Origin of the sequence: Nostoc sp. (assembly GCF_036917155.1) — a bacterium.
GTDB lineage: Bacteria > Cyanobacteriota > Cyanobacteriia > Cyanobacteriales > Nostocaceae > Nostoc.
This window is the reverse complement of the sequence record NZ_JBALDZ010000242.1, coordinates 24,234-48,602: the sequence shown is the minus strand read 5'-3', so window position 1 is coordinate 48,602 and position 24,369 is coordinate 24,234. Positions and strand designations below refer to the sequence as shown.

General features: G+C 43.2%; 21 protein-coding genes. 7 read left to right on the top strand and 14 right to left on the bottom strand.

Annotation, left to right across the window (positions count from 1 at the left end):
* Positions 1-230 precede the first annotated feature (230 nt).
* The 3 genes from V7K67_RS32800 to V7K67_RS32790 form a co-directional block, all read right to left on the bottom strand.
* Entirely contained in the window at positions 231-977 is a 747-nt protein-coding gene (locus tag V7K67_RS32800; protein WP_099101948.1) for an NUDIX hydrolase, read from the bottom strand.
* Complete coding sequence (locus tag V7K67_RS32795) at positions 938-1,537, bottom strand: nicotinate-nucleotide adenylyltransferase (RefSeq protein ID WP_334733660.1); 600 nt, start codon at positions 1,535-1,537, stop codon at positions 938-940. The genes V7K67_RS32800 and V7K67_RS32795 overlap by 40 nt, the downstream gene beginning before the upstream one ends.
* A 77-nt stretch (positions 1,538-1,614) precedes the next feature.
* Positions 1,615-3,015: a nicotinate phosphoribosyltransferase gene (locus tag V7K67_RS32790; protein ID WP_335170151.1), complete on the bottom strand. Its 1,401-nt coding sequence runs from the start codon at positions 3,013-3,015 to the stop codon at positions 1,615-1,617.
* A gap of 447 nt (positions 3,016-3,462) precedes the next feature.
* On the opposite strand from V7K67_RS32790, the gene V7K67_RS32785 reads away from it, so the two are divergent.
* Complete coding sequence (locus V7K67_RS32785) at positions 3,463-3,618, top strand: hypothetical protein (protein WP_335170155.1); 156 nt, start codon at positions 3,463-3,465, stop codon at positions 3,616-3,618.
* Positions 3,619-3,751: 133 nt separating this feature from the next.
* Here the strand turns inward: V7K67_RS32785 and V7K67_RS32780 are convergent, their stop codons facing one another.
* From V7K67_RS32780 to V7K67_RS32750, 7 genes are all read right to left on the bottom strand, one after another.
* On the bottom strand, positions 3,752-4,372 hold the full coding sequence (locus V7K67_RS32780) for a Uma2 family endonuclease (RefSeq protein ID WP_334733662.1): 621 nt from the start codon (positions 4,370-4,372) through the stop codon (positions 3,752-3,754).
* A 45-nt stretch (positions 4,373-4,417) separates the two neighbouring features.
* Positions 4,418-4,669, bottom strand: coding sequence for a BrnA antitoxin family protein (locus V7K67_RS32775; RefSeq protein WP_334733663.1), 252 nt, complete (start codon positions 4,667-4,669; stop codon positions 4,418-4,420).
* A 50-nt stretch (positions 4,670-4,719) separates the two neighbouring features.
* Entirely contained in the window at positions 4,720-6,237 is a 1,518-nt protein-coding gene (locus V7K67_RS32770; RefSeq protein ID WP_335170148.1) for a trehalase family glycosidase, read from the bottom strand.
* A 66-nt stretch (positions 6,238-6,303) separates the two neighbouring features.
* The gene (treY, locus tag V7K67_RS32765; protein ID WP_334733665.1) at positions 6,304-9,102 is read right to left on the bottom strand and encodes a malto-oligosyltrehalose synthase; all 2,799 of its coding nucleotides are present in this window, start codon (positions 9,100-9,102) and stop codon (positions 6,304-6,306) included.
* Positions 9,103-9,262: 160 nt separating this feature from the next.
* A complete protein-coding gene (treZ, locus tag V7K67_RS32760; RefSeq protein ID WP_335170146.1) occupies positions 9,263-11,110 on the bottom strand; it encodes a malto-oligosyltrehalose trehalohydrolase in 1,848 nt (615 codons plus the stop codon).
* Positions 11,111-11,492: 382 nt separating this feature from the next.
* Positions 11,493-11,900: a thiol-disulfide oxidoreductase DCC family protein gene (locus V7K67_RS32755; RefSeq protein WP_334733667.1), complete on the bottom strand. Its 408-nt coding sequence runs from the start codon at positions 11,898-11,900 to the stop codon at positions 11,493-11,495.
* Between the two features lie 64 nt (positions 11,901-11,964).
* Positions 11,965-12,576 carry a Uma2 family endonuclease gene (locus V7K67_RS32750; protein ID WP_334733668.1) on the bottom strand — a complete coding sequence of 204 codons (612 nt, stop codon included), beginning with the start codon at positions 12,574-12,576 and terminating at the stop codon, positions 11,965-11,967.
* A gap of 190 nt (positions 12,577-12,766) precedes the next feature.
* Here V7K67_RS32750 and V7K67_RS32745 point away from each other — a divergent pair, with 190 nt between their 5' ends.
* The 5 genes from V7K67_RS32745 (at position 12,767) to V7K67_RS32725 (ending at position 18,542) form a co-directional block, all read left to right on the top strand.
* Positions 12,767-13,819, top strand: coding sequence for an aldo/keto reductase (locus V7K67_RS32745; RefSeq protein ID WP_334733669.1), 1,053 nt, complete (start codon positions 12,767-12,769; stop codon positions 13,817-13,819).
* A 115-nt stretch (positions 13,820-13,934) separates the two neighbouring features.
* The gene (dps, locus tag V7K67_RS32740; RefSeq protein ID WP_334733670.1) at positions 13,935-14,507 is read left to right on the top strand and encodes a DNA starvation/stationary phase protection protein Dps; all 573 of its coding nucleotides are present in this window, start codon (positions 13,935-13,937) and stop codon (positions 14,505-14,507) included.
* 508 nt (positions 14,508-15,015) lie between these two features.
* A complete protein-coding gene (locus V7K67_RS32735) occupies positions 15,016-15,732 on the top strand; it encodes a pirin family protein (protein ID WP_334733671.1) in 717 nt (238 codons plus the stop codon).
* A gap of 692 nt (positions 15,733-16,424) precedes the next feature.
* Positions 16,425-17,129, top strand: coding sequence for a mobilization protein (locus tag V7K67_RS32730; RefSeq protein WP_179063605.1), 705 nt, complete (start codon positions 16,425-16,427; stop codon positions 17,127-17,129).
* A gap of 690 nt (positions 17,130-17,819) precedes the next feature.
* Positions 17,820-18,542, top strand: a complete 723-nt coding sequence (locus V7K67_RS32725; protein ID WP_334733672.1) for a class I SAM-dependent methyltransferase — start codon at positions 17,820-17,822, stop codon at positions 18,540-18,542.
* A gap of 133 nt (positions 18,543-18,675) precedes the next feature.
* On the opposite strand, the gene V7K67_RS32720 is transcribed toward V7K67_RS32725, so the two are convergent.
* The 3 genes from V7K67_RS32720 to V7K67_RS32710 all read right to left on the bottom strand — a co-directional run bounded on the left by V7K67_RS32720 (position 18,676) and on the right by V7K67_RS32710 (position 21,008).
* On the bottom strand, positions 18,676-19,104 hold the full coding sequence (locus tag V7K67_RS32720; protein WP_334733673.1) for a YidH family protein: 429 nt from the start codon (positions 19,102-19,104) through the stop codon (positions 18,676-18,678).
* Between the two features lie 488 nt (positions 19,105-19,592).
* Positions 19,593-20,249, bottom strand: a complete 657-nt coding sequence (locus tag V7K67_RS32715) for a hypothetical protein (protein WP_334733674.1) — start codon at positions 20,247-20,249, stop codon at positions 19,593-19,595.
* 48 nt (positions 20,250-20,297) lie between these two features.
* The gene (locus tag V7K67_RS32710; RefSeq protein ID WP_334733675.1) at positions 20,298-21,008 is read right to left on the bottom strand and encodes a cadmium resistance transporter; all 711 of its coding nucleotides are present in this window, start codon (positions 21,006-21,008) and stop codon (positions 20,298-20,300) included.
* Between the two features lie 249 nt (positions 21,009-21,257).
* On the opposite strand from V7K67_RS32710, the gene V7K67_RS32705 reads away from it, so the two are divergent.
* Complete coding sequence (locus V7K67_RS32705; protein WP_334733676.1) at positions 21,258-22,241, top strand: LysR substrate-binding domain-containing protein; 984 nt, start codon at positions 21,258-21,260, stop codon at positions 22,239-22,241.
* 222 nt (positions 22,242-22,463) lie between these two features.
* Here the strand turns inward: V7K67_RS32705 and glpK are convergent, their stop codons facing one another.
* Positions 22,464-23,978 carry a glycerol kinase GlpK gene (gene glpK / locus V7K67_RS32700; RefSeq protein WP_334733697.1) on the bottom strand — a complete coding sequence of 505 codons (1,515 nt, stop codon included), beginning with the start codon at positions 23,976-23,978 and terminating at the stop codon, positions 22,464-22,466.
* Positions 23,979-24,369: the final 391 nt, after the last annotated feature.

The following is a 24,369-nucleotide window of genomic DNA, read 5'->3' as shown; positions in this document are numbered from 1 at the left end:
TGGAGTTTGGAGTTTGGAGTTTGGAGTTTGGAGTTTGGAGTTTGGAGTTTGGAGTTTGGAGTTTGGAGTTTGGAGTTAGGAGTTAGGAGTTAGGAGTTTGGAGTTTGGAGTTTGGAGTTTGGAGTTTGGAGTTTGGAGTTTGGAGTTATTATTCTCCCTCATCTCCCTCATCTCCCTCATCTCCCTCATCTCCCTCATCTCCCTCATCTCCCTCATCCCAGAACGGTTCATTAAATAAACACCAAAGGTTTATCTTTTAAGGGAGCAAAAGCTTCAGCGTCAAACTTATACAAGCTAGCTGGACGACCAGCACCCCGCGATACCTTAATTCCGGTATCGCATAAAAAACCTAACTTGAGTAGACGCGCCCGAAAATTAGAATAATCGGAAAAATTGTCACCTAAAACTGTGGCGTATAACTGATATAAATCATTCAAGGTGAACATTTCTGGCAAGACTTCAAAAGCTACTGGGCTATACTCTAATTTATTTCGCAACCGCCTATGGCCATAAGCCAGAATTTCGTTATGGTCAAAAGCTAGTTGCGGCACTTGTTTTACTGGATACCAAGCTATACCAGTCATGCGATCGGCAATTAATTCGGCTTCTTCAAATCGCACTAGGGCAAAGTAACTAACTGATAGATAACGCACACCATAACTATCAGTTGCTTCCCGTGGATCGCGGTTCGGCCCGCCAAATGTATATAGTTGTTCTAAGTAGAGATTGTTGACCTTAATTTTCTCCGCCATAATGCGATAGGCAGCATCTTCTAGAGACTCTCCTGGACGCACCAAAGTACCAGGAAGACTCCAATGATTTAAAAATGGTTCTTGCTGTCGCATTACTAGGAGAACTAACAGCCGATTTTGTACAGTATCTACAGAAAAAATTACATTATCAACACCAACCTTGAAATCGGCCAAAGGTTGTTGGTTTAACGAAGTTGGTATCTTTTTTTGTGAACGTCCTGGCATTCGTACAAATGCTCTCGATTAATATAGGCAACTACAGGGGCTATGAGGGCTTGAGAATCTCCATGTTCGCGGTACGCTGTTGAGGAAACATCTAGACCGGTCAGACTGGCGATCACCATCTTCCCTCCCAGCTTTTGCACTACCTCTGAACTAGATTCATCTATTGCATATCCGGGTCGCGGTACAATCAGTAGTTGCACTTCCTGTAACAAATCTTCAATGCGATACCAACGTGGTAGCTGACTCAGTAAATCTGAACCAATGATCATTGTTAATTCAGCATCCTCACCCCAAATAAGCTTCGCTTTTTCTACTGTTTCCAGTGTTCTAAAGCTACTCAATTCTTGTTCCAAAGCAATATTGTGCCTTGGCGCGTCTATATCCGCAATCAACAGCTGCAACATTGCCGCCCGATGTTCTAAGGGCGTTTGATGGGACTTAAATGGATTATCCGCAGCCCAAACCGCTACCCAATCATAACGCTCAGACAACCAACTCAGAATTTTTTGATGTCCAGCAGTTGGTGGATCGGCGCTAGTACCAAACAAAGCAACTCTCATAATAATTCGTAATTCGTAATTAAGACAGACTGAAAGAGTAATTATTACCTCTGTGTACTCAGCGCCTCTGCGGTAGCCTATGGCAAGCCGCTGGGGCGTCTACGTTTCTTAGTTTCCTCCGTTAACTCTTGCAGTGCGGCAGAAATCTCCACTTGCACCGAGACAGGATCATTCAAACGCCGTGTCTCTTGTGGCAAACTAGCAACTGAGGCGGCGGTACGCTGACGAATTGTTGCCAACGATTCCAACGGCTGCACCCGTTTACCTTCTTGCACTACCAACTGCAACAAAGGTTCTTCTTCCACAGAACTTTCACCTAAAAGTCCCAACCTGTCTGCTTTTACCTTACCTCCCGTAAACGAGCGAAAAACCTGCTTGCGTCCTGGATAAGTAACTTTACCACTAGACTGCTTCATCACTGGGATACCATCAATGTCTACAAGTTTATAGACTCCATTTACAGGCGAACCTGTAACTAGTCGCGTTCCCAGTCCGTAACCATCAATTTCGGCCCCAGCAGCTTTTAATCTGGCAATTTCCCACTCATCCAAGTCGCCACTAGCAAAAATTGGCACACCGGGAAGGAGCGATCGCACCTGTTTTGATAAGGTAACTAAATCTCCTGAGTCCAATCGCACTCCTGTTAATTGCATTTCCCCGGAATTTACTTTTTCAGACAAGCGCCCGGCAGCAGCAATGGTATCGTAAGTATCAATCAGCAATGGCGCACCCGGAAAATATCGATGAAATGCACTAAAGGCTTGTTCTTCAGTGCCTTCTATTGCTGACAACGCCATCACCAGGGCGTGTGCCATCGTACCACTTGGTTGTTGTCCCAGTTGTAGCGCTGCTAACACATTGGAGGTGGCATCTAAACCACCTGCCAAAGCCGCCCGCGCCGCCCACAAAGACCCTTGGGGACTAAATGCTCGTCTTGTGCCAAATTCTAAAAGTGTTGCTGATTCCCCCGCAATATCTCGCAACCGTGCTGCTTTTGTGGCAATCAAAGTCTGGTAATTAATCGTATTTAAAAGATAAGTTTCTACTAGTTGCGCTTGCCAAAGAGGTGCTTCCACTCGCAACAATGGTTGATTGGCAAACACAGCCGTCCCTTCTGGTACTGCCCAAACATCACCCGTAAACTTTCCCTCAGCTAAAAGTGACCAAAAGCGATCGCCTGCGTGAGCGAAAATTCCCGTTGCTTGTAATGCCGCAATTTGCGCGGAACTAAAGCGGATTTTGGCTAAATATTCCAATGCCTGCATCAGCCCCATTGCAATTAAATAACCAAAATCCTCTGGCAATCGTCTGACAGACAATTCAAAGCTTGCCCGTCGTTGTTCTATACCTTCACCTGTGTAACAAGCTGCCATTGTTAACTGGTAAAGGTCGGTCAGCAAGCTGTAGTCATCGGCAGAAAGGTTTAGTTCCTGGTTCTGCTGTTTATATACATAATTCAAATCTGGCAAAGTTGTCATGCAAGAGCTTCCTTACAAGATGCTTCTGCTGATTATGGTAATATTTACCATAAATAATGTCAACTCCCAGCAAGTATATTTTCTGAAGTTGCCGTAAAACAGTAGATTTAGAGGTAAATTAATACTAACTTCATAGAATACTTAATATTTTTTAATAGTAATAGCTAGCAATAATGTTAATCGGATCGGGTGGCGAAGGAAAAAACAAGATTCTGTCAGAGAAAGTTTGTTTGCCAGCCTCTTTCACAGACTGGGGTTGAAGAAATAACTATGTTACAATTAGAATCGAAGAGAAAGGTTTGACTTTTTGACAAGCTAAAGTATTGCGAAGTTATCTAAATAAACATTGCATAAATTCTCAATATATTGAGAATTTCAGCGAACCAAGAATATTAGCGTTAGAGTGGAAGCATCACAATTAAATAGACTCGAAAAAAGGAGTCAAATATGATGGCTATTTCCAATATCATTGCTAAGATAACTGAGTATATTTCCGAAGCTGCAATGCGGATTTTTGGCCCTTCGGATGATGCTTATCCTGCTACTGGGGTACAACCTTTTACAGGTGAGCCTTACGATAAGCGTAAAGATGAGAATTCGTAGGTGCTGATATAGCATTTGAAAAATATTTATGAACAAAAAGATCCCCGATTTCTTCAAGAAGTCGGGGATCTAATTCTCTCGGTGGAGAGCCAATCAAATAGGAATGCTATAGTTGCGTGACGATTGACATAAACTAATTAGCAACAGGTTGTCCAGCCGAAAATATTTGTTGTGCCGTTAGTCGCAAGTTAGGAAAGATTGAGGAAATAAGTTGATCGTTGTTTTGAAACAACTGTTTTTGATACTCATCCTCTATGAGGTTGCAAATTGTCGCCGTTGGCTGTTTAGGTTTGCCAATATATTCTCTGCCACCAATACCCAGATAATCAACAATCCAATATTCAGAAACTCCTAACAGGGCGTAATCTTCAGCTTTACGAGCATAATCGTTCTGCCAGTTTGTGCTAACAATTTCAGCAATCAGTTTGATTGAGTTTCCTGATGTAATTATAGGTTGTTGTTGCCATAAAGGTTCATGAATTAATTGAGTTTGGTCTAACACAATCACATCAGGGCGAAAAGCTGTTTCTGTTCCTAAGAGTTTGATTAGACAGCGATGGGGGATAAAGTAGCTTAGATCCTGACGATCAATTTCTACATTCAGTTTTCGCCCAATCAATGCCGATACTTGCTCGTGTGGTCCGGTTGGTTCCATCTCAATTAATTCACCATCAATTAGTTCATAGCGATCGCACTCACCGTAATGGTTAATAAATTCATCAACGGTTAGAATTTTTGAGGCTGATTGAACCATTGCGATTATTCCTCATAATTTGGTACGAGCCAGTAAGGTAAGGTGTTATAGCGATGAATTCTGTTCAATATAAGAGCGGAGAGCGGAGTTAACTAGAGATTCGTAGCCTTTTCCTTTGCTTTTAAACCAATCCAGAATATCTTGATCTAGTTGAATTAATGCGGCTTCTTGGCTAACAGGTTTTACCATTTTGGCTGTTTCCCAGAATTGATGATCTAATTCAGGAATATCTGAAATATCAATCGCTGGATCAGGGATATTTTGGAGTTCTTTAAGTCGATTGAGCGAGATACTCATAGTAGGTTCTCCTTTCTTTAGGGGTGGCTTTTCGGGCAGAGATTAAGTATTTAAACTTTTTTCCCACCGACTGCTAAGAGTTCCAAAATGACTCCATTTGTCCAACCGAAACCAACTTCGTTGGAACTATATCCAAAGGAAATATCGTCGGAAACGTTGGCAGAACAGCGTTCAACATCATATTTCTCAACTAGGGTATTGTGACGCTCGAATTCTTTGATTACCATAGCCAGGAATTTGTTGGCAATGCGATCGCCTTCTGTATGATATCCATAGCGGTGAAGTCCCTGGACGGCAACTAATGTCAATGGCGCCCAGCCAAAGGGAGCATCCCACTGGTTGCCGGTGACGTGAGTACTGGTCAAAATTCCGCCTGGGGCTTCAAATAAAGAGAGATTTTTGACGACGCCTTGGGCTTGGGCTGGTGAAGCAATTCCCAGCCATAGGGGATAGAAGGTGGTCGCAAATTCGTAGCGGCGGCGTTCTCCACTCTGGAAGTGATAGTCTAAATATAATCCCTGTTCTTCATCCCAGAGAAATTGATCGATCCGATCGCGGCGGATATCTGCACGATCGCGCCATTGTTGTTCTAGTTCTTCGTTCCCCAAAATAGCGTTAATTTTCGCTAAATCTTGTTCTACCTGATACAGGAAACTGTTGAGGCACACAGGAGCGTAGTGGAGGATATCAGCACTGAAGGGGCCAAATCGGTTGGTGATATCAAAACCGGACTCGCGCATGGTGCGATCGCCCTTATAAAATAGATTGGTCAGTTCGTCATTTTCGCGATCGTAATAAAGATTAACGTCGTAATCTTTAACTTCAAAGGTTTGGTAATATTCCTTGACGCGATCGTAGTGGCTTTTTCCCTCCTCATCCCGCTCAGAAAACAAAACTTCTGGCGCGGGGCCTTCCCCAAAGGCATAAAATCTAGATAAGCCGGTTGCAGCATTTAGGTGGGGCGGTACTACCCAGTAATAATAAAATTGCTCTAACAGCGGGACGGTTGCTTTCAACCACTCTTCATCTTTGGTGTGCTGGAATAGCGCCAAAACCATCATACTGAGGACTGGGGGCTGCGATCGCGACAGCATATAAGTCCGGTTGGCATTGAGGATGGTGCCGTAATGCTTCACCTGGTACAATAATTGGTCTACCTGACTTTGTGCTAGCTCCAATTCTTCATCGTGCAAAAGTCCCAGTAATATAAAGTAGCTGTCCCAGCCATACATTTCGTTAAAGCGGCCGCCTGGTACGACATAAGGCCCTGGTAGGTATAGTAAGCCATGCTCTTCAATCGCTTCTACTGCCGATGGTAAGGTGCGAATTTCAATTCTCTGCATATCCTTGGGAGATAGCGATCGCTCCAACACAGTCTGAATGTTGGGACAATCTTCTAAGGGGGAAATGTAGACAATCCAGGGAGTATCGGTTTTGTGGTCTAGTTTGGTATCTTTGGCAGATTGTAATAAGTGTTCGTGCGATCGCGTTAGGGTTTTCCACGTTTTTTTGATATGGAGGCGCACTTTGTCTATCTGCGCGGTGGTAGGTGTTGGGGGAGTGGTCATTATTTTTTTTAAACGCAAAGGAACGCAAAGGGAACCGCAGAGGTACGCAGAGGTTTTATGAGGTTTTTACTCGGCGCTGCTAACTAATAAAGCAACTGGGAAATGGGCGAGGGCTGATCCGATAGATAGGGTTTCTGTGGTGTGTAAGGGTTGCTGTGTTATGACGTTTTTCCAGGTGTGGGGGGTTCCAGGGGGTAGTTGGAGGTGGGTATCTTGCCAAACTGACTCGCCTAAGGGGTTGTCTCCTGGCTGGATGAGGCTGGTTAAAAAGCGAGGTGCGATCGCGATCGCTGTTTGATTCCCCTCCCGTCGGGCGAAGGCGATAATATGATTGGCGTAGGTTCCTTGAAGTTCTAATGGTAAGTAGTCGCCGTCCTGGAATAATGAGACAAAGTTTGTTCTCGCTTGGAGTAATTGAGCCGTTAAAAACAGTTTGATTCTGCCGTCGGTTTTGTGGTTTAGTAACTCCTGAATTAGTCCGAGAATGTCTGTTTTTACTTGTTTGCGGATGGCGCTTAAGTAATTTCGTCGCTGTTCAAAATCCACGGGACGGCGATTGTCTGGATCGACTAGACTCAGTTCCCAAAGTTCGGTTCCCTGGTAAAAGTCGGGTACGCCGGGGGCGGAAATCTTCAGGAGAGTTTGGGAAAGGGAATTAAATATCCCATAGTCGGCAATTCGCTGTTGAAAGGGACGAAAGGCTTCTAGAAATTCACCGGAGATGGCAGGATCGAGTACTTTCTCAATAAAGGAGGTACAAGCTTCTTCATACTCGCTATCAGGTCGCAACCAGGCTGTATGCACTTTCGCTTCTCGTATTGCCTTAATTATATAGTCTTTTACCCGTTCTAGGAAGGATGCCTGTTCGTATTCGGTAAAGGGAAACGCCCCTACCAGGGTTTGATAGAGAAAATACTCATCGTTGCGATCGGGTATCGCGAACCCTTGGCGATGGCTACGATGTCCTCGATTAATGGCACTCCAAGTATTTACCTGCTGATCCCACTCATCGGGAATTTCTGAAAGGACATTCAATCTGGCCCGCACATCTTCGCCGCGTTTGGTATCGTGGGTGGCGGTGGTGTTCATTGTGTGGGGCCAAGTTGCTTGGTGCTGTTTGTTAAAACTGTGGAAGTCAGCTACAGAAATCCCAAAATGACCGGGATTACCTCCGACTTCATTCAACGATAGTAAGCGATTGTAAACATATAATGTGGTGTCTTCAACGCCTTTCGCCATTAGCGGGCCGCTGTATTGCTGCATCCGCAAGACAAAATATATCCACTGTTCGCGTTCTGTTTGAGTTAGAGAATTATCAAACTCTAGAAGCATTAACTTTTCAATAAAGGTTAGTTCGTGCTGCAACAGAGGCGTTTGTTCTTTGGCTTGGTGAATTACTTTCTCAATGGTAGCGCGATCGCTATCTCCAATTCCATCGGGCGTAATGTAGGTACGGTAAATTGGGAACAGGGTCAAAACTTCTGCGATCGCTCTTTTGAGTCCATTCAGGGTAAAATCATTGCCATAGCGATATTTGCTGGAAATGTTCTTTAACAAAAGAGCCAGATTGTCAATATCACCAGCTAAATTCTTTTCCAGTATTAGGTGTTTTTTATCCTTCACCACCGAGGCATAATCTACCCGTGAGCCAATAAAGTTCTGGTAAACTTTATCTAGCTGTGATTGATTTTCTGTTTGACAAAATACGCCATTTACGTAGTTTAAAAAGTCATATCCAGATGTACCTTCAATTCCCCAATCTTCCGGCAAATCTTCGGTGAGTTCTAAAATCTTCTCAACGGTGATATAAACATCACCCATTTTTTCCCGCAGCCTTTCAAGATACTGAATTGGGTTATAAAGTCCATCAATGTGGTCAATGCGTAAACCTGTAAATTTACCCTCCTCAACCAGCTTTTGAATTAGGCTGTGGGTATTATTAAAAACTCGCAGTTCTTCAACTTTCACAGAAATCAGTTCATTGACAGTAAAGAAACGGCGGTAGTTCATTTCCTCCGCGCCAACCTTCCAGAAGGCGAGACGGTAAAACTGGTCATTTAATAATTCATCTAGGAGATTAAAGCTTTCGGAATTACCAGGCTCTCCGTTGAAAGTTTCGATATTTTCGTCAATGAACTCATAGATAGCATCGTTTGTGGTGTAGAGTTCCCAAACCAAGCCTTTAATAAATGCAATCTGGTCTTGTCGCTGTTTACCCGCAACCTCTGAAGGCACGTTTTTGAGAATATAGAGAATCCCCAATAGCTTAATAAAATCGGGGTGATTGCGTCCCAGTGTACGGGTGAGCTTCCCTAAATTATGGGTAATAAATTTTGTGTAAGATTCTAAGCGGAGTGGCAGTTTGAAGCTGTAATAGTTGACAGTTAAACCGTTTTCTTCATATTGCAGTTGGATGTGTCCATTTTCCAGGGATGCACCATAGAAATCTCCCAGTAGCGGCGCGAGAATTCGCTCTTGGCGATCGCCAAAGGGAGCATTCCAAGAAAGGTCGAAGTAGTCGGTATAGCTGGAATCTGGCCCATGTTCTAATATATCCATTAAGTAAAGATTTTCGCTGGTATAGGCCATGTGGTTAGGCACAATATCTTGTAACCAGCCCATACCAAGGGATTGAACTTCATCAACTAATGCCTCAAAGGATTCATTAGTTCCCAATTCTGGGTTAAGTTGAGTGGCATCGACTATATCGTAGCCATGTGTACTCCCAGATCGGGCCTTAAAAATGGGGGAAGCGTATAAATCGGAAATACCTAAATCTGCTAAATAAGCTGCGATCGCTTTAGCGTTTTCAAAGCCGAACTGGGGTGTAAACTGAATTCGATAAGTGGCGGTAGGAATTCGCATATTTTTTTCGTGGGGAGTGGGGATGAGGGGGATGAGGGGGATGAGGGAGATGGGGAGGTTGGAGTTTTGAGCTTGGAAGTTGCACCTTTAAGCCTGAAACTTTAAGTTCTAACTTTCCCCCTCATCTCCTTTATTTATAAATTTTGAATTGTTAACTCCGTCATTCCCCTTCATACAGGACTAGACTAGTAGCTTTTACTGTCAGTCCTTGACCCGCAGACAGATGTTCCGCTGCTTCAGAACCAAGGCCAGACCATGAGGTATCTGCTGAGTCTAATAGTTTATGAACATCGTGTTGACTTGGCAAAGTCAGCGTCACTGGAGACGAATTGAAATTCATCACAAATATTAGTTCACTCGATTCACACCAACGACGCACGATGACCAACTGTTTATCTTCATCGCTAGTAGCTTCGATGAAATTGCGGTCTTGGTTGAGAAGCGCTGGATGCGTCTTCCGTAAATTAATTAACTGGCGATACCAATCCCACAGAACTTTGTGCTTACCTTCATTGCGTAATTGCCAATTGAGTTTAGAACTTAAAAAAGTTTCTGCCGATTCGGGATCTGGGGGATCATCTGCATAGTGAAATGCTTCAAATTCTTCTTTGCGTCCGGATCGAACTCCTTGAATTAAATCAGGATGGGAGTGACTGACAAAGTAAATAAAGGGTGCTGTTTCGCCATATTCCTCTCCCATGAATAACAGGGGTAAGTAGGGCGATAGTAACACAGCGCCAGCAGCTAACTTTAATCCTTCAAAAGAGATCCGTTGGCTGAGGCGTTCTCCTTTCATTTGATTGCCGATTTGATCGTGATTCTGAATGCAGACTGTAAACTGTGATAGGGAGCGATCGCGGCAAGATACACCATGAAATCGTTTGCGATCGGGCGAGTATTTCCAATCGTAGATAAAAGTATCATTGTAAGCTTTTGCCAAATCAGCCAACTGCCCAAAATCTTGATAATATCCTTGGCGATCGCCTGTCAAGAGTGTATGCAGTGCATGGTGAAAATCATCACTCCATTGGGCATCAATTCCATATCCACCCAATTCTGCTGGACGAATGATTTGCGGATTATTTAAGTCACTTTCAGCAATTAAATGACGTTTCCATTTTTGCCCTTGTTGTGAAAAATGATGAATTGCTTCCGCCAATTCCCATAAAAAATGCTTGGCTCCCAAATCGTAAATTGCTTGAATAGCATCCAGGCGCAAGGCATCAATGTGGAACTCACCCAACCAGTAAAGCGCATTTTGGATAAAATAATTTCGCACACCCTGACTATGGGCGTCATCAAAATTCAGCGCTTCGCCCCACGGCGTTTTATAGGTTTGGGTAAAGTAGGGTGCGAACTGACTCATATAGTTGCCTTCTGGCCCAAAGTGGTTATACACCACATCCAGCACAACGGCGATATTATTTTGGTGACAAGCATTTACCAGTTGCTTAAGTTCGGCTGGGCTACCGTAGGAATTTTGAACAGCAAAAGGATAAACGCCATCATAACCCCAGTTGCGGTATGTCAGAGCAGCCTCAACATGAGTGTCTCCCGGAAATTGGGAGATAGGCATAATTTCAATGGCGTTAATTCCCAGTTCTCTCAGTTCTGGTAAACGAGGAATAATGGCGGTGAAAGTTCCTTCAGGCGTGAATGTGCCAACATGAAGTTCATAAAAAATCATCGACTCGACAGGAATACCCGCCCATCCTTCATCAGTCCATTCAAAGTGATGATCGACAATTTGCGACGGACCATGTACCCCTTCCGGTTGATACTGCGATGCGGGATCGGCAAAAGTATCTTGACCATTCAAGACATACCGATAAAGCGTACCTGGATACACATCGTTGACCTTCGTGTGCCAGTATCCCTCAGACTGAGGCTTGAGGGGAATTAACTGCGGTTCTGGCGTCAAAACTTGTACCGTAACGCTATCCAATAGCGGAGACCAAACTGTAAATTCACACTCTCCGTTCCCCAAGTAGTTAGCACCAATTCTCACGCAGTATCCTCCCATCAGATTCTATGTTGTGGCGAATTGCAGCGCGATGGCGTACCCGCCTCGCAAATGTCATTGATTCCACAATGTTTACAAACACGCCAGATAGCATAATGCTTGGTCTACCGGGCTTTTTGCTAGCATCTGGAGGTGGATTTTTGACTAGAAAAAATTCTATCTAATGACAAATAAGCAAGCAGGGCAATACGGTTCGGTTAAGGTTTTTTGATAAAAATTCTAGCTCGCCAAGACCCAATAAATCGCCATATTCTTGTAGAGACGGCGATTCATCGCGTCTTTTGCCTTACCCAACAGCATTGGGAGCCAGGAATTTTGAAACCCACGGAGCTAGGATAAAGCCTAGTATAGCTGTGGTTTATTTAACTTAAGTTGGCTTGCAGTTCCCATCCACACAGTACGATGATTCATACGTGTTAGAACGCTTGCCAAAGAGTCCATAGCGATTATCGCGGATTTGTTCGTAAAAGCGATCGCCTGTCCATTTCATCCCCGGTAATGCTCGATAAGCGTCTACAAATATACTTCCTACTGGCAATAACCACCCAATTTTTTCTATTGCATTGCTACCTTGCCAACGTCTCTGAGGTTCATTGCCATCAATTAAAATCACCCCTTGTTCGCAATCTTGGGCTGTAATTCCCCATCCTAAAAGTGTCTGCTCATCTTGCATCGGAACGTAGCGAAATAACTTTCCCTTATCTAAAGTTTCTAGCGATCGCACTAGGGTAACGCAGAGATTACAATTCCCGTCGTAGATTACGTAGTAGTTCATTAAAATAACGGCTCTTTGGCAATGACAAATTATATGTGTATAAACACAACTTTAGTATTTTAGTTTAGAAAATCGTAGCTATAATGTCGTCGAGTTTAAGTTGTAAATTTGGGAAGAGATCAGACGAAATAGTATCTCCTAAGCGATATCGTTTTTGCTCGTACACACCGTTTACTAACTGGCAAACAGTGAATGTCGGTTGTTTGGGATTGCCAATAAACTGCAACCCACCCAAACCACGAAAGTCCACAATCCAATATTCTGGGATATTAAGAAAGGCATATTCTTCTACTTTTCTGGCATAATCGTCTTGCCAATTAGTACTCACAACTTCAGCAACAAGTTTGATCGTATTGCCGTTACAAATAATCGGTTCTTTTTGCCAGAGTGGTTCTTTGCTAAGTTCTGCTTTATCTAAAACAATTACATCAGGACGCAGTGCTGTGGCTTCAGCCGCAGGTAGTTTAATCAGACAAGTTTTTGGAACTAGCCAGTTGAAATTAGAATTAAAAATTTCGACATAGATTCTACCAGCAATACTACCTGCAATAGCTTCGTGTGTCCCTGTAGGTTCCATGTCTCTTAATTGCCCATCGATTAATTCATAGCGTGTATTATCACCATATTGGGCGATAAAGTCCTCGAAGGTAAGTAGTTTGGGCGAGGTGTAAGTCATGATCTCTTGTTTTGACTTTATTGTAGCGAAGGCGTTGGGTAGGGAGAGTTAAAATTTGAAGTTTCACCCTCAGATGCTCAAGTTTTAAGTTTTAATTCCTCCTGAATTTTGACTCTTGAATTCTGAATTCTGCTGTATCATTCCTTTGGAACGATATTTGCTTAGTTTTTTCATTAAGGAGAAAATATTCATGAAATACAAACTCCTGGGCAAAAGCGGGTTAAGAGTCTCTGAACTCTCCTTAGGAACCATGACCTTTGGTGAAGATTGGGGATGGGGTGCATCTGTTGACGAAAGTCGTAAAATTTTTGATAGCTATGTAGAAGCAGGGGGAAATTTCATTGACACCGCCAACGGTTACACCGATGGTAGCAGTGAAAAAATTGTCGGTGAGTTGATTGCTAAAGAACGGGAACGCTTTGTAGTTGCGACAAAATATTCCTTTCCCTTGCGGATGAATGACAAAAAGGGCGATCCTAACGCCAGTGGAAACCATCGTAAGAATTTAATTCAGTCTTTAGAAGGTAGCCTGAAACGGCTGAATACCGATTACATTGATTTATTCTGGTTGCACGCTTGGGATTTCACAACACCGATTGAAGAAGTCTTGCGATCGCTTGATGATGTCGTCCGTCAAGGTAAGGTACTTTACATCGGTATTTCCGATACTCCTGCTTGGATCGTTTCTCAAGCAAATACCATCGCCCATTACCAAGGATGGACACAGTTTATCGCCCTGCAAATTGAGTATAGTTTAATTCAGCGAACACCAGAACGAGATTTATTACCACTGGCCAAAGCCTTTGATTTAGCAGTAACACCGTGGTCGCCTTTAGGTGGTGGTGTGCTGACAGGTAAGTATAATCAGCCTCCTCAAGAGGGTAGCGAACAAGGACGATTAGCAAATGCAGCTTTAGGAACTATTTCAGAACGAAATTTAGCGATCGCTCAAGTTGTCAGTGAAGTTGCAGGAGAAATTGACCATACACCCTCACAGGTAGCATTAGCTTGGTTAAACGCTCAAAGTGGTGTGATTATTCCGATTATTGGGGCACGTAAATTAACGCAGTTTCAAGATAACTTAGCTTCCTTAGATGTCCGCCTCTCGCCAGAACATCTGCAACGCTTAGATGAAGTGAGTAAAATTGAATTGGGTTTTCCCCATGACTTTTTGCAGAATGATGCAATTCGCGATCGCCTTTTCGGTGGCACATTTAACACCATAGAAAACCATCGCAGTTAACCCAATAGTCATTAACAGTAACACATTCAGGCGTTAATATAATCTGTCGTCAGAGAGTTTCGCACAGCCAACCAAAATCTGTAAAGTTAGATATAAAAGGCATTAACTTAGAACTATGACCGACAACACCATTTCATCACGTCTGTACCCCACCCGCATTGACATTCCCGCCGAAGCGCGAGTGCAAATCGTGGTACTTCTCAACCAAACCTTAGCAGCCACTTCGGATCTAAAAACCCAAGCCAAGCAAGCGCACTGGAATGTTAAAGGAACTGACTTCTATCAGCTACACCTATTATTTGATGAAATTGCTGGGGAATTGGAAGAGTTCATCGATCTAGTAGCTGAACGCGTCACAGCTTTAGGTGGATACGCTTTTGGGACAGTTCGCGCCGCAGCTAGTAATTCGATCCTGCCAGAATACCCCTTAGATATTTTGGATGGCAAAGACCATGTGACAGCCTTGGCAGATCGCTTTGCATCCTATGGTAAACATCTCCGGGAAGCGATCGATAAAACTGATGAATTAGGCGACCTGGATACTGCCGACCTTTACACCGAAATTTCCCGCACCATTGACAAACGACTCTGGTTCTTAGAAGCTCATCTGCAAGTAGCAGAAATTAAGGCAGAGAATGGCAAAGCGGGTACTACTAAAACTCAAAAGATCCCTGCTGCTGTCAAATAAGCACTTTTGAGAAACACTAGATTTAGTAGTAGTCTGTCAATTAAATAAGTGATGGGTAAATTGCTTGTAGAGACGGCGATTTATCGCGTCTCTCTAACCATCAAAATGAATTTGACAGACTAGTGGCGTGTCAAGCAAAAAAATTGTAGGTTGGGTGGAGGCTTTGCGTAACCCAACATTCTGATATGTGTTGCGCTCCGCTCCACCCAACCTACGTCTAATGCACTATTTTAAGCTTGCCACGCCACTAGCAGCTAATCTTGTTGTTCACAAATTGAAATTGCAGTAATTTAGTTTTCAAAGAGTGTATCCCATTCAATTGAAAACATCTGTTAAATCTCACTAGAGAACCCTGACAGTATCTTTTTAGTAAGTACGCCACTTTTAAGTGCGTACTTTTTATTTTATATGTATATACTTTACTATTTAAATAGTTACAAATTAGGTCTAATCAATCAGAATTCTCAATCTAAATTCTTCTAAAAACAATTAACAACGAGGTAAACTTATGTCTCAAAATACAATTACCCACTTAATTCACGATCGCAATGCTCGCGGTCATGCTCAAATGGGCTGGCTCGATAGTTATCACACATTTTCATTTGGTAGTTTTTACGATCCCAACCGGATGGGATTTCGCTCTCTGCGCGTGATCAACGACGATCGCGTTGCTCCTGGTGCTGGATTCCCTACCCACAGTCATCGTGACATGGAAATCCTCACTTATATCTTAGAAGGTGCTGTAGAGCATAAAGATAGCTTGGGTACTGGATCGGTTATTCGCCCTGGTGATGCCCAAATTATGAGCGCTGGAACTGGGATCAGCCACAGTGAATTTAATCCTTCACCAACTGAACCACTGCACCTACTACAAATCTGGATTCTCCCCGATCGAGAAGGAATAACGCCAAGATATGAACAAAAAACTTTTCCTCTGGAAGAAAAGCAAGGCAAACTCCGCTTAATCGCTGCTAAAGATGGACGCGATGGTGCTGTGACAATTCACCAAGATGTTGATTTATACACATCTGTTTTAGAGTCAGGTGATGTTGTTAATTATCAAGTAAAAAGCGATCGCTATGCCTGGTTACAAATAGCGCGAGGTATAGTCAACTTAAATGGCGAGGAACTCAGAGCCGGCGATGGTGTACAAATCAACGGTGAAGAACAGCTAGAAATTAGCACCAATATCGGCGGCGAAATATTGCTTTTCGATTTAGGCTAATTTAAGTCTGTTTCCTGAAAAGCTAGCTGGTAGGGTGGACATTCTCGCAATGTCCACCCTGCTATCATTTGTGGGAGACAAATTTCTCAATGGGAGTGCGGATTTGCCATTGCATTGGGAATCCTTAAGTGAGGGATACAAAACTTTTATTATACTCAGTGCCTCGGCTTAGGAACGTGGATTGAAAAAGGGACTGGGGATTAGGGACTGGGCACTGGGAAAATTGTTCGGGGATTCAGACCACGACCCAAGTTTTGTTCGCGCAGCGTTCGCACGAGAAGAAAACTCTTCCTAGCCCCCAGTCCCGGAGCGCCTGACGCGACATGTTAAATAAGATGCAAAACTTCATCCTGTTTCTAGCTTCCCTCTCCAATATATCGGAGAGGGATTGAGGGTGAGGTAAACCAGGGACATAAATTGTATGTATCCCTTTTGTAGTAAAAAAGTACTACTTTGAAAATCCTTTTACTCCAACAGAAGCACTCAATTTGCTTGCAAACCATACCTGTAGCGAAATTCAAACGGCTGTAGCAAAACATCCGAAGACTTCAGAGCAAGCATTATTAAAACTATATCTAAATCACGGTTATACTTTCTCATAAAACCAACAAAACAACTGGGCGGCAATGTCCAAAAAGTTCTTAGTTTGGGAAAGATGTATCAGACTTTAATAATTATTAGAGGTGGCTGTAATGCCGACGATTCATTTTGTGGATGGTGAAAAAGGCGGGGTAGGAAAATCTCTCTTTACCAGGACAATGATTCAGTACTGCCTGGATAAGAAAATCCCGTTCGTACCAGTGGAGACAGATAGATCGAATCCAGATGTTGCGGGAGTATATAAGGAGATATGTAAATATGCCGTTTTTAGTGAAAATGAACGACAGTCAAATAAGGCAGATAGAATATTTGAGTGGGCGATAGAGAAGCCAGTAATTGTGAATTTAGCTGCACAATCCCATAGAGCAGTACAAGGGTGGATTGAATCTAATCAATTAATTGAACTAGGAAGTTCGCAGGGAGTGACGTTTTGCAAATGGTTTGTATCCACAGGAGGATATGACAGCATCAACCTATTTACTCAGTCAGTGAATACCTACGGTGATAAAATCCCCCATATTCTGGTGAAGAATTTAGGGCTGTGTGATGATTGGGAGCATCTAGAGTCAGACTCCAACTTTCAGAACATAGTCAATAAATATCAGATAAGAGTTATGGATTTTCCGAAGTTAGCATATAGAGAAAGAAACATAATTGACCAAAATCGCCTAACGTTTGCAGAAGCTAGAGAGTATAAAGAATTTGGGATAATTGGCAAACAGAGAGTGGTGAATTTTTTGAAGCTTGCTTATGGTGCTTTTGAGAAAGTAGGTATCTGGTATGAAAAGCTTGAATAGTTTTGCCATCAGCTTGTGTTAGTAGGTTTTTGATAAGCTAAAAAACATCTAATTTGCATAATCGAATTAAACATAACTCTTGTGGGGTGGGCATCTTGCCATTAGTGTCAACTTAACGCGAAACGGGCGGTTAGAAACCGCGTCTACACAAACAAAACCCACGGAGGTGGGTTTCAAAACCTTGATTTGACCTTAGTCCGCAGAGGCGGACAATGCCAGTGTAGCCGCGAATTCCATGACTCTGTTGGCGAATTAATAGGGGGTCTAACCCAATACTGCTCGGATAAGCAGGGGAAGCAAAACTCAACGCCAGCCTCCATTTCTCCCCCGGCTATTGAACAGCTTGCCTCAACCAAGAAATTCCAAAACCTACGCAGTATTGGGGTCTAACCCATCATTCCTCATTACTCTGATTTGGGTCCGTTGAAACGGACCCAAGCTCTTAGCCCGAAATTTATTTCAGGGGGGGAAAGCAACGCCAAACCAATGTTTTAGGGGTGTGGGGAGTGTGGGGAGAATGAGGAGGAATTGAGACACTGCGCTTCATATCGAGCGCTTTGTGCAACGCAGCACCTCCCACACCTCCCACACCTCCCCACCCAAAAGCGTGACAAATTCGGGGAAACTCTATCTTCCCCCTGTCTCTTGTGAATTTGACTACAATCCTTAGAAAGAGTAGTAAAAACCTAAATGTCTAAAAAGTCCGATTCTCAGTTCCAAAATCTCTTTAGTTCACCCAAATCAAGCAACTGGGACGAAAGATTAGCCCAAATAGCCTATCGCTTTAACCGCGAGTATCAACGTGAAACCTTTGAACTCCCAGAAGAAGTACAAGCGATGCCGATATTCCGCGAGTGGATTGCTGGGAGTTTCTCAGGGAGAATTGCTTCACCTTTCTGGGAAATTGCTAAACCTCAAAAAAACCAGCACTGTATAGATATTGGCTGTGGGATCAGCTTTTTAATTTATCCTTGGCGGGATTGGCAAGCATTTTTTCACGGGCAAGAAATCAGTAATGTGGCACGGGATACCCTTAATTCCCGTGGGCCGCAGTTGAATTCTAAGCTGTTCAAAGGTGTTGAGTTGGGAGCCGCTCATCAGTTAAACTACTCACCAGAGGAATTTGACATTGCGATCGCCACAGGATTTAGCTGCTATTTTCCACTCGAATATTGGGATGCTGTACTAGCAGAAGTCAAGCGGGTATTAAAACCAGGCGGACATTTTGTGTTTGACGTTCTCAACCCAGAACAGCCCTTAGCAGAAGATTGGGCAGTTCTAGAAACCTATTTAGGTGCTGAAGTGTTTTTAGAGCCTTTGGCTAAGTGGGAAAAAACCATTAAAGCGGCTGGTGCTAAAATAGTGACGCAGAAATCAGGGGAATTATTCGAGTTGTATAAGATCCGATTTTAAAAATCTTACAGCAGATTTCAAATTGGTGAGGTACACAAGCTAAGTCTATTACCCAAGTATAAAGCGTGTTTTACTCTTGAATTCTGTTAGCGCAGGGGGGCGTAGCCCATTCTGAATTCTGAATTCTGCTGTATTACTCAGGGATAAGTGGACTCATGGGATCTAAAGAAGTTGTAAAAACAAAATAGATTACCCCAGTTCCGAGAATCATCACAGCCAGACTGAACAGCAATACCCAACGGTCTGTTGGCTCATAAGTATCTTCTTCGATATCACGACGGACAGCGAAATAGTGTGACGTTGAGAGCCAGACTGTCAGTAAACCCACTAGCGAGAAGACTAAACCTAACTTCCAGCCGTTACCTGGACGGGGTACTAAAGGTACTTGGAAGGCACGCAAACGCACGATAACCACGCCAAAACCCAAAAGAGCAATCCCTGTCCGCATCCAAGCGAGGTAGGTACGCTCATTTGCCAAATGATCTCGCACTCTGGACGGATTCAGTCTTCCTGGCTTTTTTTTCTCTTTATCTTCTTCTGTAGGTTTCAATTTTAACTGCATCAATAACACCCTTATCCCCAAAGCGGCTCTTATCAAAAAAATGCGAAGGTAGTAGGAAATCTCTTTCCAAATAACTCGCACAGAGCGCAATATTTGCGCTACTGAAATATGCCTGTTGTGATTGTACATTTTTTTCAAAATTTATTTTAATGCAGATATCGAAAGAAAACAAGCCTGACTGAATAATTAGACATCTCCAGAAATTAAATATGCGTTATCCAGAATCCTTGTAGAGACGTAGCAGTGCTACGTCTCTACATTCATTTTCACCAGATGTCTATTCGGAATTCGTAATTGATGGTACAGAGCAACTGTCAGTAATCAGAGGTCATAAAAAAACAGCCAAGATCAGAGAGATTTTTCACCAGTATTTGTCCTGTTTTTTCTCTGAAATTGGCTGTTACCCTGTTGAAATTGAGAATAATCTATAAACATTTACAGTCTAAATCACCTATCATACGCTTAGTAACTGTTTAGTGTTCAATGATTTAAGACTTCATGGTAGGTGCATTGGGAACGCGTGTATCTATTAGAGACTGTGATACATTCGGGATAAACCAGTTAACCTCATTAGCTTTGACAATTTGAGCATTAGGAACATTGATTTCAATTGCAGCATTATCTGGATTAGTCTGAATCGCTAACTTGCTACCATCAGGTATCTTAATAGCTACTGGCTCTGTAAATTCTTGAGCTTGTCCGTCTGCGGTTAAACCTGCAATTATGACATCATTTGGGAGATAGAAACCATCACAATCCCAGTTATTTTTAGTGGACTGACCATCAGCGAGAAAATAGAGACCGTTGTCGTATACGGCATCTTCATTCTCTTCGCCATTTGGGACTTTACCATAGACTGCTACGGTATTACCTGTTTTGTTTTCGCATTGACCCCAGTTGATTCCCGTCTCTAAAGCATATTTTTGGAATGCTAAATCATCGATTTTCTGCTGAATTTCTTCCGGGGTGACGCCTTCTACTTGAGTTTGGGCTTCTTTTGCCTGAGTCAATTCATTAATTGCTTTCGTGACTTCGATGTAATCAGGGTTTTTGCTAAATTTTGGTCTATCAGCAAAAGAAGGTTGAACAAAGGCAAGATTGGCGATAATTATTAAGAGAATTAGCAGAGATTTCCAGATTTTCATGTTTTCATTCCTGTTGATGGGTAAGATATTTTGCAGTTTTAGATTTATTTAGACACTTAACTTTTCTTGCTCTTCACTCGACTGTTGAGTATTGAAGCCTAAAATCAATGAGAATATATAACTAGAAACTACAGATAAAAGAGTCCAAGTAACATTTTCGGTGACAATAAACACGCCCAAACCAATCAAGATACAAGGTACAAAAGTGTTACCATTTTCAGTTAAAAAGTTGGCGATCGCAGGCAAGTAGGTTAACTTATAAGCGGTATAACACCATACACCAACCATTGTAAAAAATACACCTAGTATTACCAGCAGACTATCTAATTCTGAGTTGGCAAACAAAGGCACATAGACGCTGATATTATCACTGCCATTAGCAAAGGCGATCGCGGCTACATTGCAAGTTTGTGGAGAGAGAAAATTGCTAATTATAGAAGGACAAGACGGCTCAGTTTCTTCTTCGGTTTCCTCTGCTGAATCCTCTTCGCCTTTTAGTAAACTGCTTACACCAATGATTATTGGCATTAAGCCAAGTAGTCTAATCCAGTCCTGCGGTATGATGAGTCCACCGAAGAAACCAGGAAGGCTAGCAACGATCAATGCTGCAAAACCGAGATACTGACCAGCCAGGATATGACGACTACGGAACGTTTTACTTATTTGTGAAAAAAGCAACGTCAGAATGACAATATCATCGATGTTGGTGGCAGTGAATGCGGTAATCCCTGTGGTAATTGCAGTTACTAAATCGCTCATTTTTGGAAATCCTTATTTTGATGCTTGGGCATTGGGCATTGGGCTTGGGGCATTTGGGCATTGGTTATTCTCCCTCATCTCCCTCATCTCCCCCTACTCCCCCTGCTCTCTACTTGGCCGTTTGAGTCCGTGCCGAAGCCTTGATTTATACTTTAGTCAAATTAACCGATAGAATCAAATGCTTTTATTTGTCAAAATGATAAATGAAAGTGATTAAAATTTTGACACCAAGTTGTAGGGATACCATAAATGGCAGGAATGACGCTTGAGCAGTTAAAAATCTTTCTAGCTGTGGCGCAACACTTACACTTTACTCGCGCAGCCGAGGAACTTTATATTACACAACCTGCCGTCAGTGCAGCGATTCACAACTTAGAGCAAGAATACGGTGTGAAACTGTTCCATCGGATTGGTCGCCATATCGAGATTGCTGAGGCGGGTAAATTACTGCAAGTAGAAGCGCAGAAAATTCTCGATCAAGTTTCCTTGACTGAAAGGGGATTGCGAGAATTGAACAATCTGCAACGAGGTGAATTGAAATTAGGGACGAGTCTGACAATTGGCAACTACTGGCTACCAAGTAAGATTAGTGAGTTTAAGAGCCAATATCCTGGTATCCAGATTGACTGCACCCTTGCCAATGCCGAAACGATTTGTGTCGGTACAGCGATGGGACAGTTTGATTTAGGTTTGGTGGAAGGAGATGTGAAGCCAGCGCTTCAGAATACTCTGGAGTACGAAATAGTGGGGAGCGATCGCTTGCAAATTGTGGTTGGTCAAAAACACCCTTGGTTTGAGTGGGGAGAAGTTGATTTAAGCCAACTAACTCAAACTCCTTGGGTGATGCGGGTGCGGGAATCGGGAACACAGCAAAGGTTTGAGGAAGCGTTGCAAAATTGGGGGATCAACCTCAGTGAACTGAATATAATTTTAGTATTTACCAGTGGCGAGATGGCAAAAGCTGCAATTGAAAATGGCGTCGGTGCAACTGGAATTTCTGAGTTGATGGTAAAAAAAGAAATCCAGTTGGGAACTCTGCGGGCAATTCGAGTTATTGATAATAGAGAAGGCAACGGTGCGATTGCAGAAATAGTCCGACCTTTTTTTAAACTCAAGCATCGTCAGCGTTTTCAAACTGCTCTTTCTAAAGTCTTTGAACAAATGTTGATATCGTCTATGTTAGATGGCTCATATCAGCATTTATCAAAATCAGTAAACATCTCCCAAAATTAAATAATGCATTACCTGAAACCCTTTGTAGGGACAATTCATGTAGACGCCAAGCGGCTTCCCGCAGAGTATTGTCCCTACGCCAATTCTTTAGATGTCTAGTTATTTAACGTTTTAACAAGAAAGAATTCAGAAATTAGAAGCCAGAATTCCGAATTGAATTCTGTGTGACTGGTGGACGCTGACGTGAATAGGAGAGGCTGTGCCAACGACATTAAGTCTAGGCTAATCCTCCCAAGCGAGAGTACGTTTCACAGCTTTTTTCCAAGTAGCAAAGTTGGATAAGGGAAAATCGCTCTTTGGCTCAAACACATACTCAATCTGTCGTTGTCCCACCAGTTCTTCATAGCTCTCCCAAAATCCTACAGCTAAACCTGCTGCAAATGCTGCACCCTGAACGGTCGTATCACGCATGATCGGACGTTCAACTGGAATACCTAACACATCAGCCTGAAACTGCATCAGGAAATTGTTCTCGCAAGCACCACCATCTACGGTTAATCGACCAACTGGAGTACTGCTAGATGCATTTATCGCTTGCACCACCTCCAGAACTTGATAGGCGATCGCTTCCAGTACGGCGCGAACTAGATGCTCTGGTTGTACGCTGGCGGTAATGCCAAAAAAGGCTCCCCTCGCGCTCATATCCCAGTAAGGGGCACCCAATCCACTAAATGCAGGCACAAAATATACTCCGCCATTATCTTTTACCTGATTTGCCATCGCTTCAGTTTCAGCAGCGGTTTTAATCAGTTTGAGGCGATCGCGCAACCATTGGATACAAGCTCCACTAGTAAACATACTGCCTTCTAGAGCATAGCCTACATCTAAATTTCCGTTTGGCTTTCTTTGTGTCCAGGCAATGGTAGAAATAAGTTGATGGTGCGATTGCACAATTTGATCACCTGTGTGAGCAACCAAAAAGCTACCAGTTCCGTAAGTACATTTCATCAAACTGGGGCGATCGCAGCCATGACCAAATAGAGCAGCTTGCTGATCTCCCAAAATGGCAGCAATGGGAATTTCAACGCCCAACAAGTTACTATCAGTAACTCCAAATACTCCTAAACTGGGCTGAATCTGGGGCAAAATATGAACCGGAATTTGAAACAGATCCAATAAAACTTCATCCCATTCACAGGTTTTGAGATTCATTAGCATTGTACGACTGGCGTTGCTGTGGTCAGTAGCATGGACTTTCCCACCTGTGAGGTTCCACAACACCCAGGTATCAATAGTGCCGACTAAGACATTCTTCAGGTTAACATCGGTAAACTTGTCTAAGAGCCATCTGAGCTTGGTAGCAGAAAAATAAGCATCGATAATTAATCCAGTGCGATCGTAAATTTCTTCAGCGTAGCCTTGCTGTTGTAACTGGTGGCAAAGGGGAGCAGTGCGGCGATCTTGCCAGACGATCGCTCTATGGAGTGGTTTACCAGTAGTTTTGTCCCAAATTAAACAGGTTTCACGCTGTACAGTTAGTCCCAAGGCTGCGATCGCTGATGGAGCAATTTGGGCATTCTCAATTGCAGTTTGCATCACCCAACAGGTATCCTGCCATATTTGTTGAGGATCGTGTTCTAACCATCCAGGCTGAGGATAATGCTGAGTTAGTTCTTTGTATGCCTGCCCAACAATCTTGCCGTCTGCGTTAAACACAAAGGCGCGGTTGCCTGTCGTACCTAAGTCCAGTGCTAAGATGTAGCCCGATGATGGAGTTGTGTTGCCAAGTGTGTACATAGCCGCTTTGAATGCTGCGTAGGCGTAGCCCGTCGTAGGCAATGCGTTCAACGAAGAGGCAGGGGGAAGGGGGCAGGGAGCGGGGGGAAATGACCCCTGACTCCTGCGGTGGAGCGGAGCGGAACATGTTCTTACGTCCCCCAATAAGAGTTAAGTGGTTCTCGTACCCTGCGGGAAGCTAACGCAACAGGTGGGGTCGAATCCCCCTTTCTGTTCCTTCTCCCCTGCTCCCTGCTCCCTTGCCTCTTTTTCAATCAGATATACATTATTTTGGGTACATTTTGAATTCCTTATTTGCATCGCATTGCCCTTACATTGCGTCCCTGTACATTTATAGTAAGGCAGTTATTGCGCCCTGCTTCCCCTGCTTCCCCTGCCTCCCCTGCCTCCT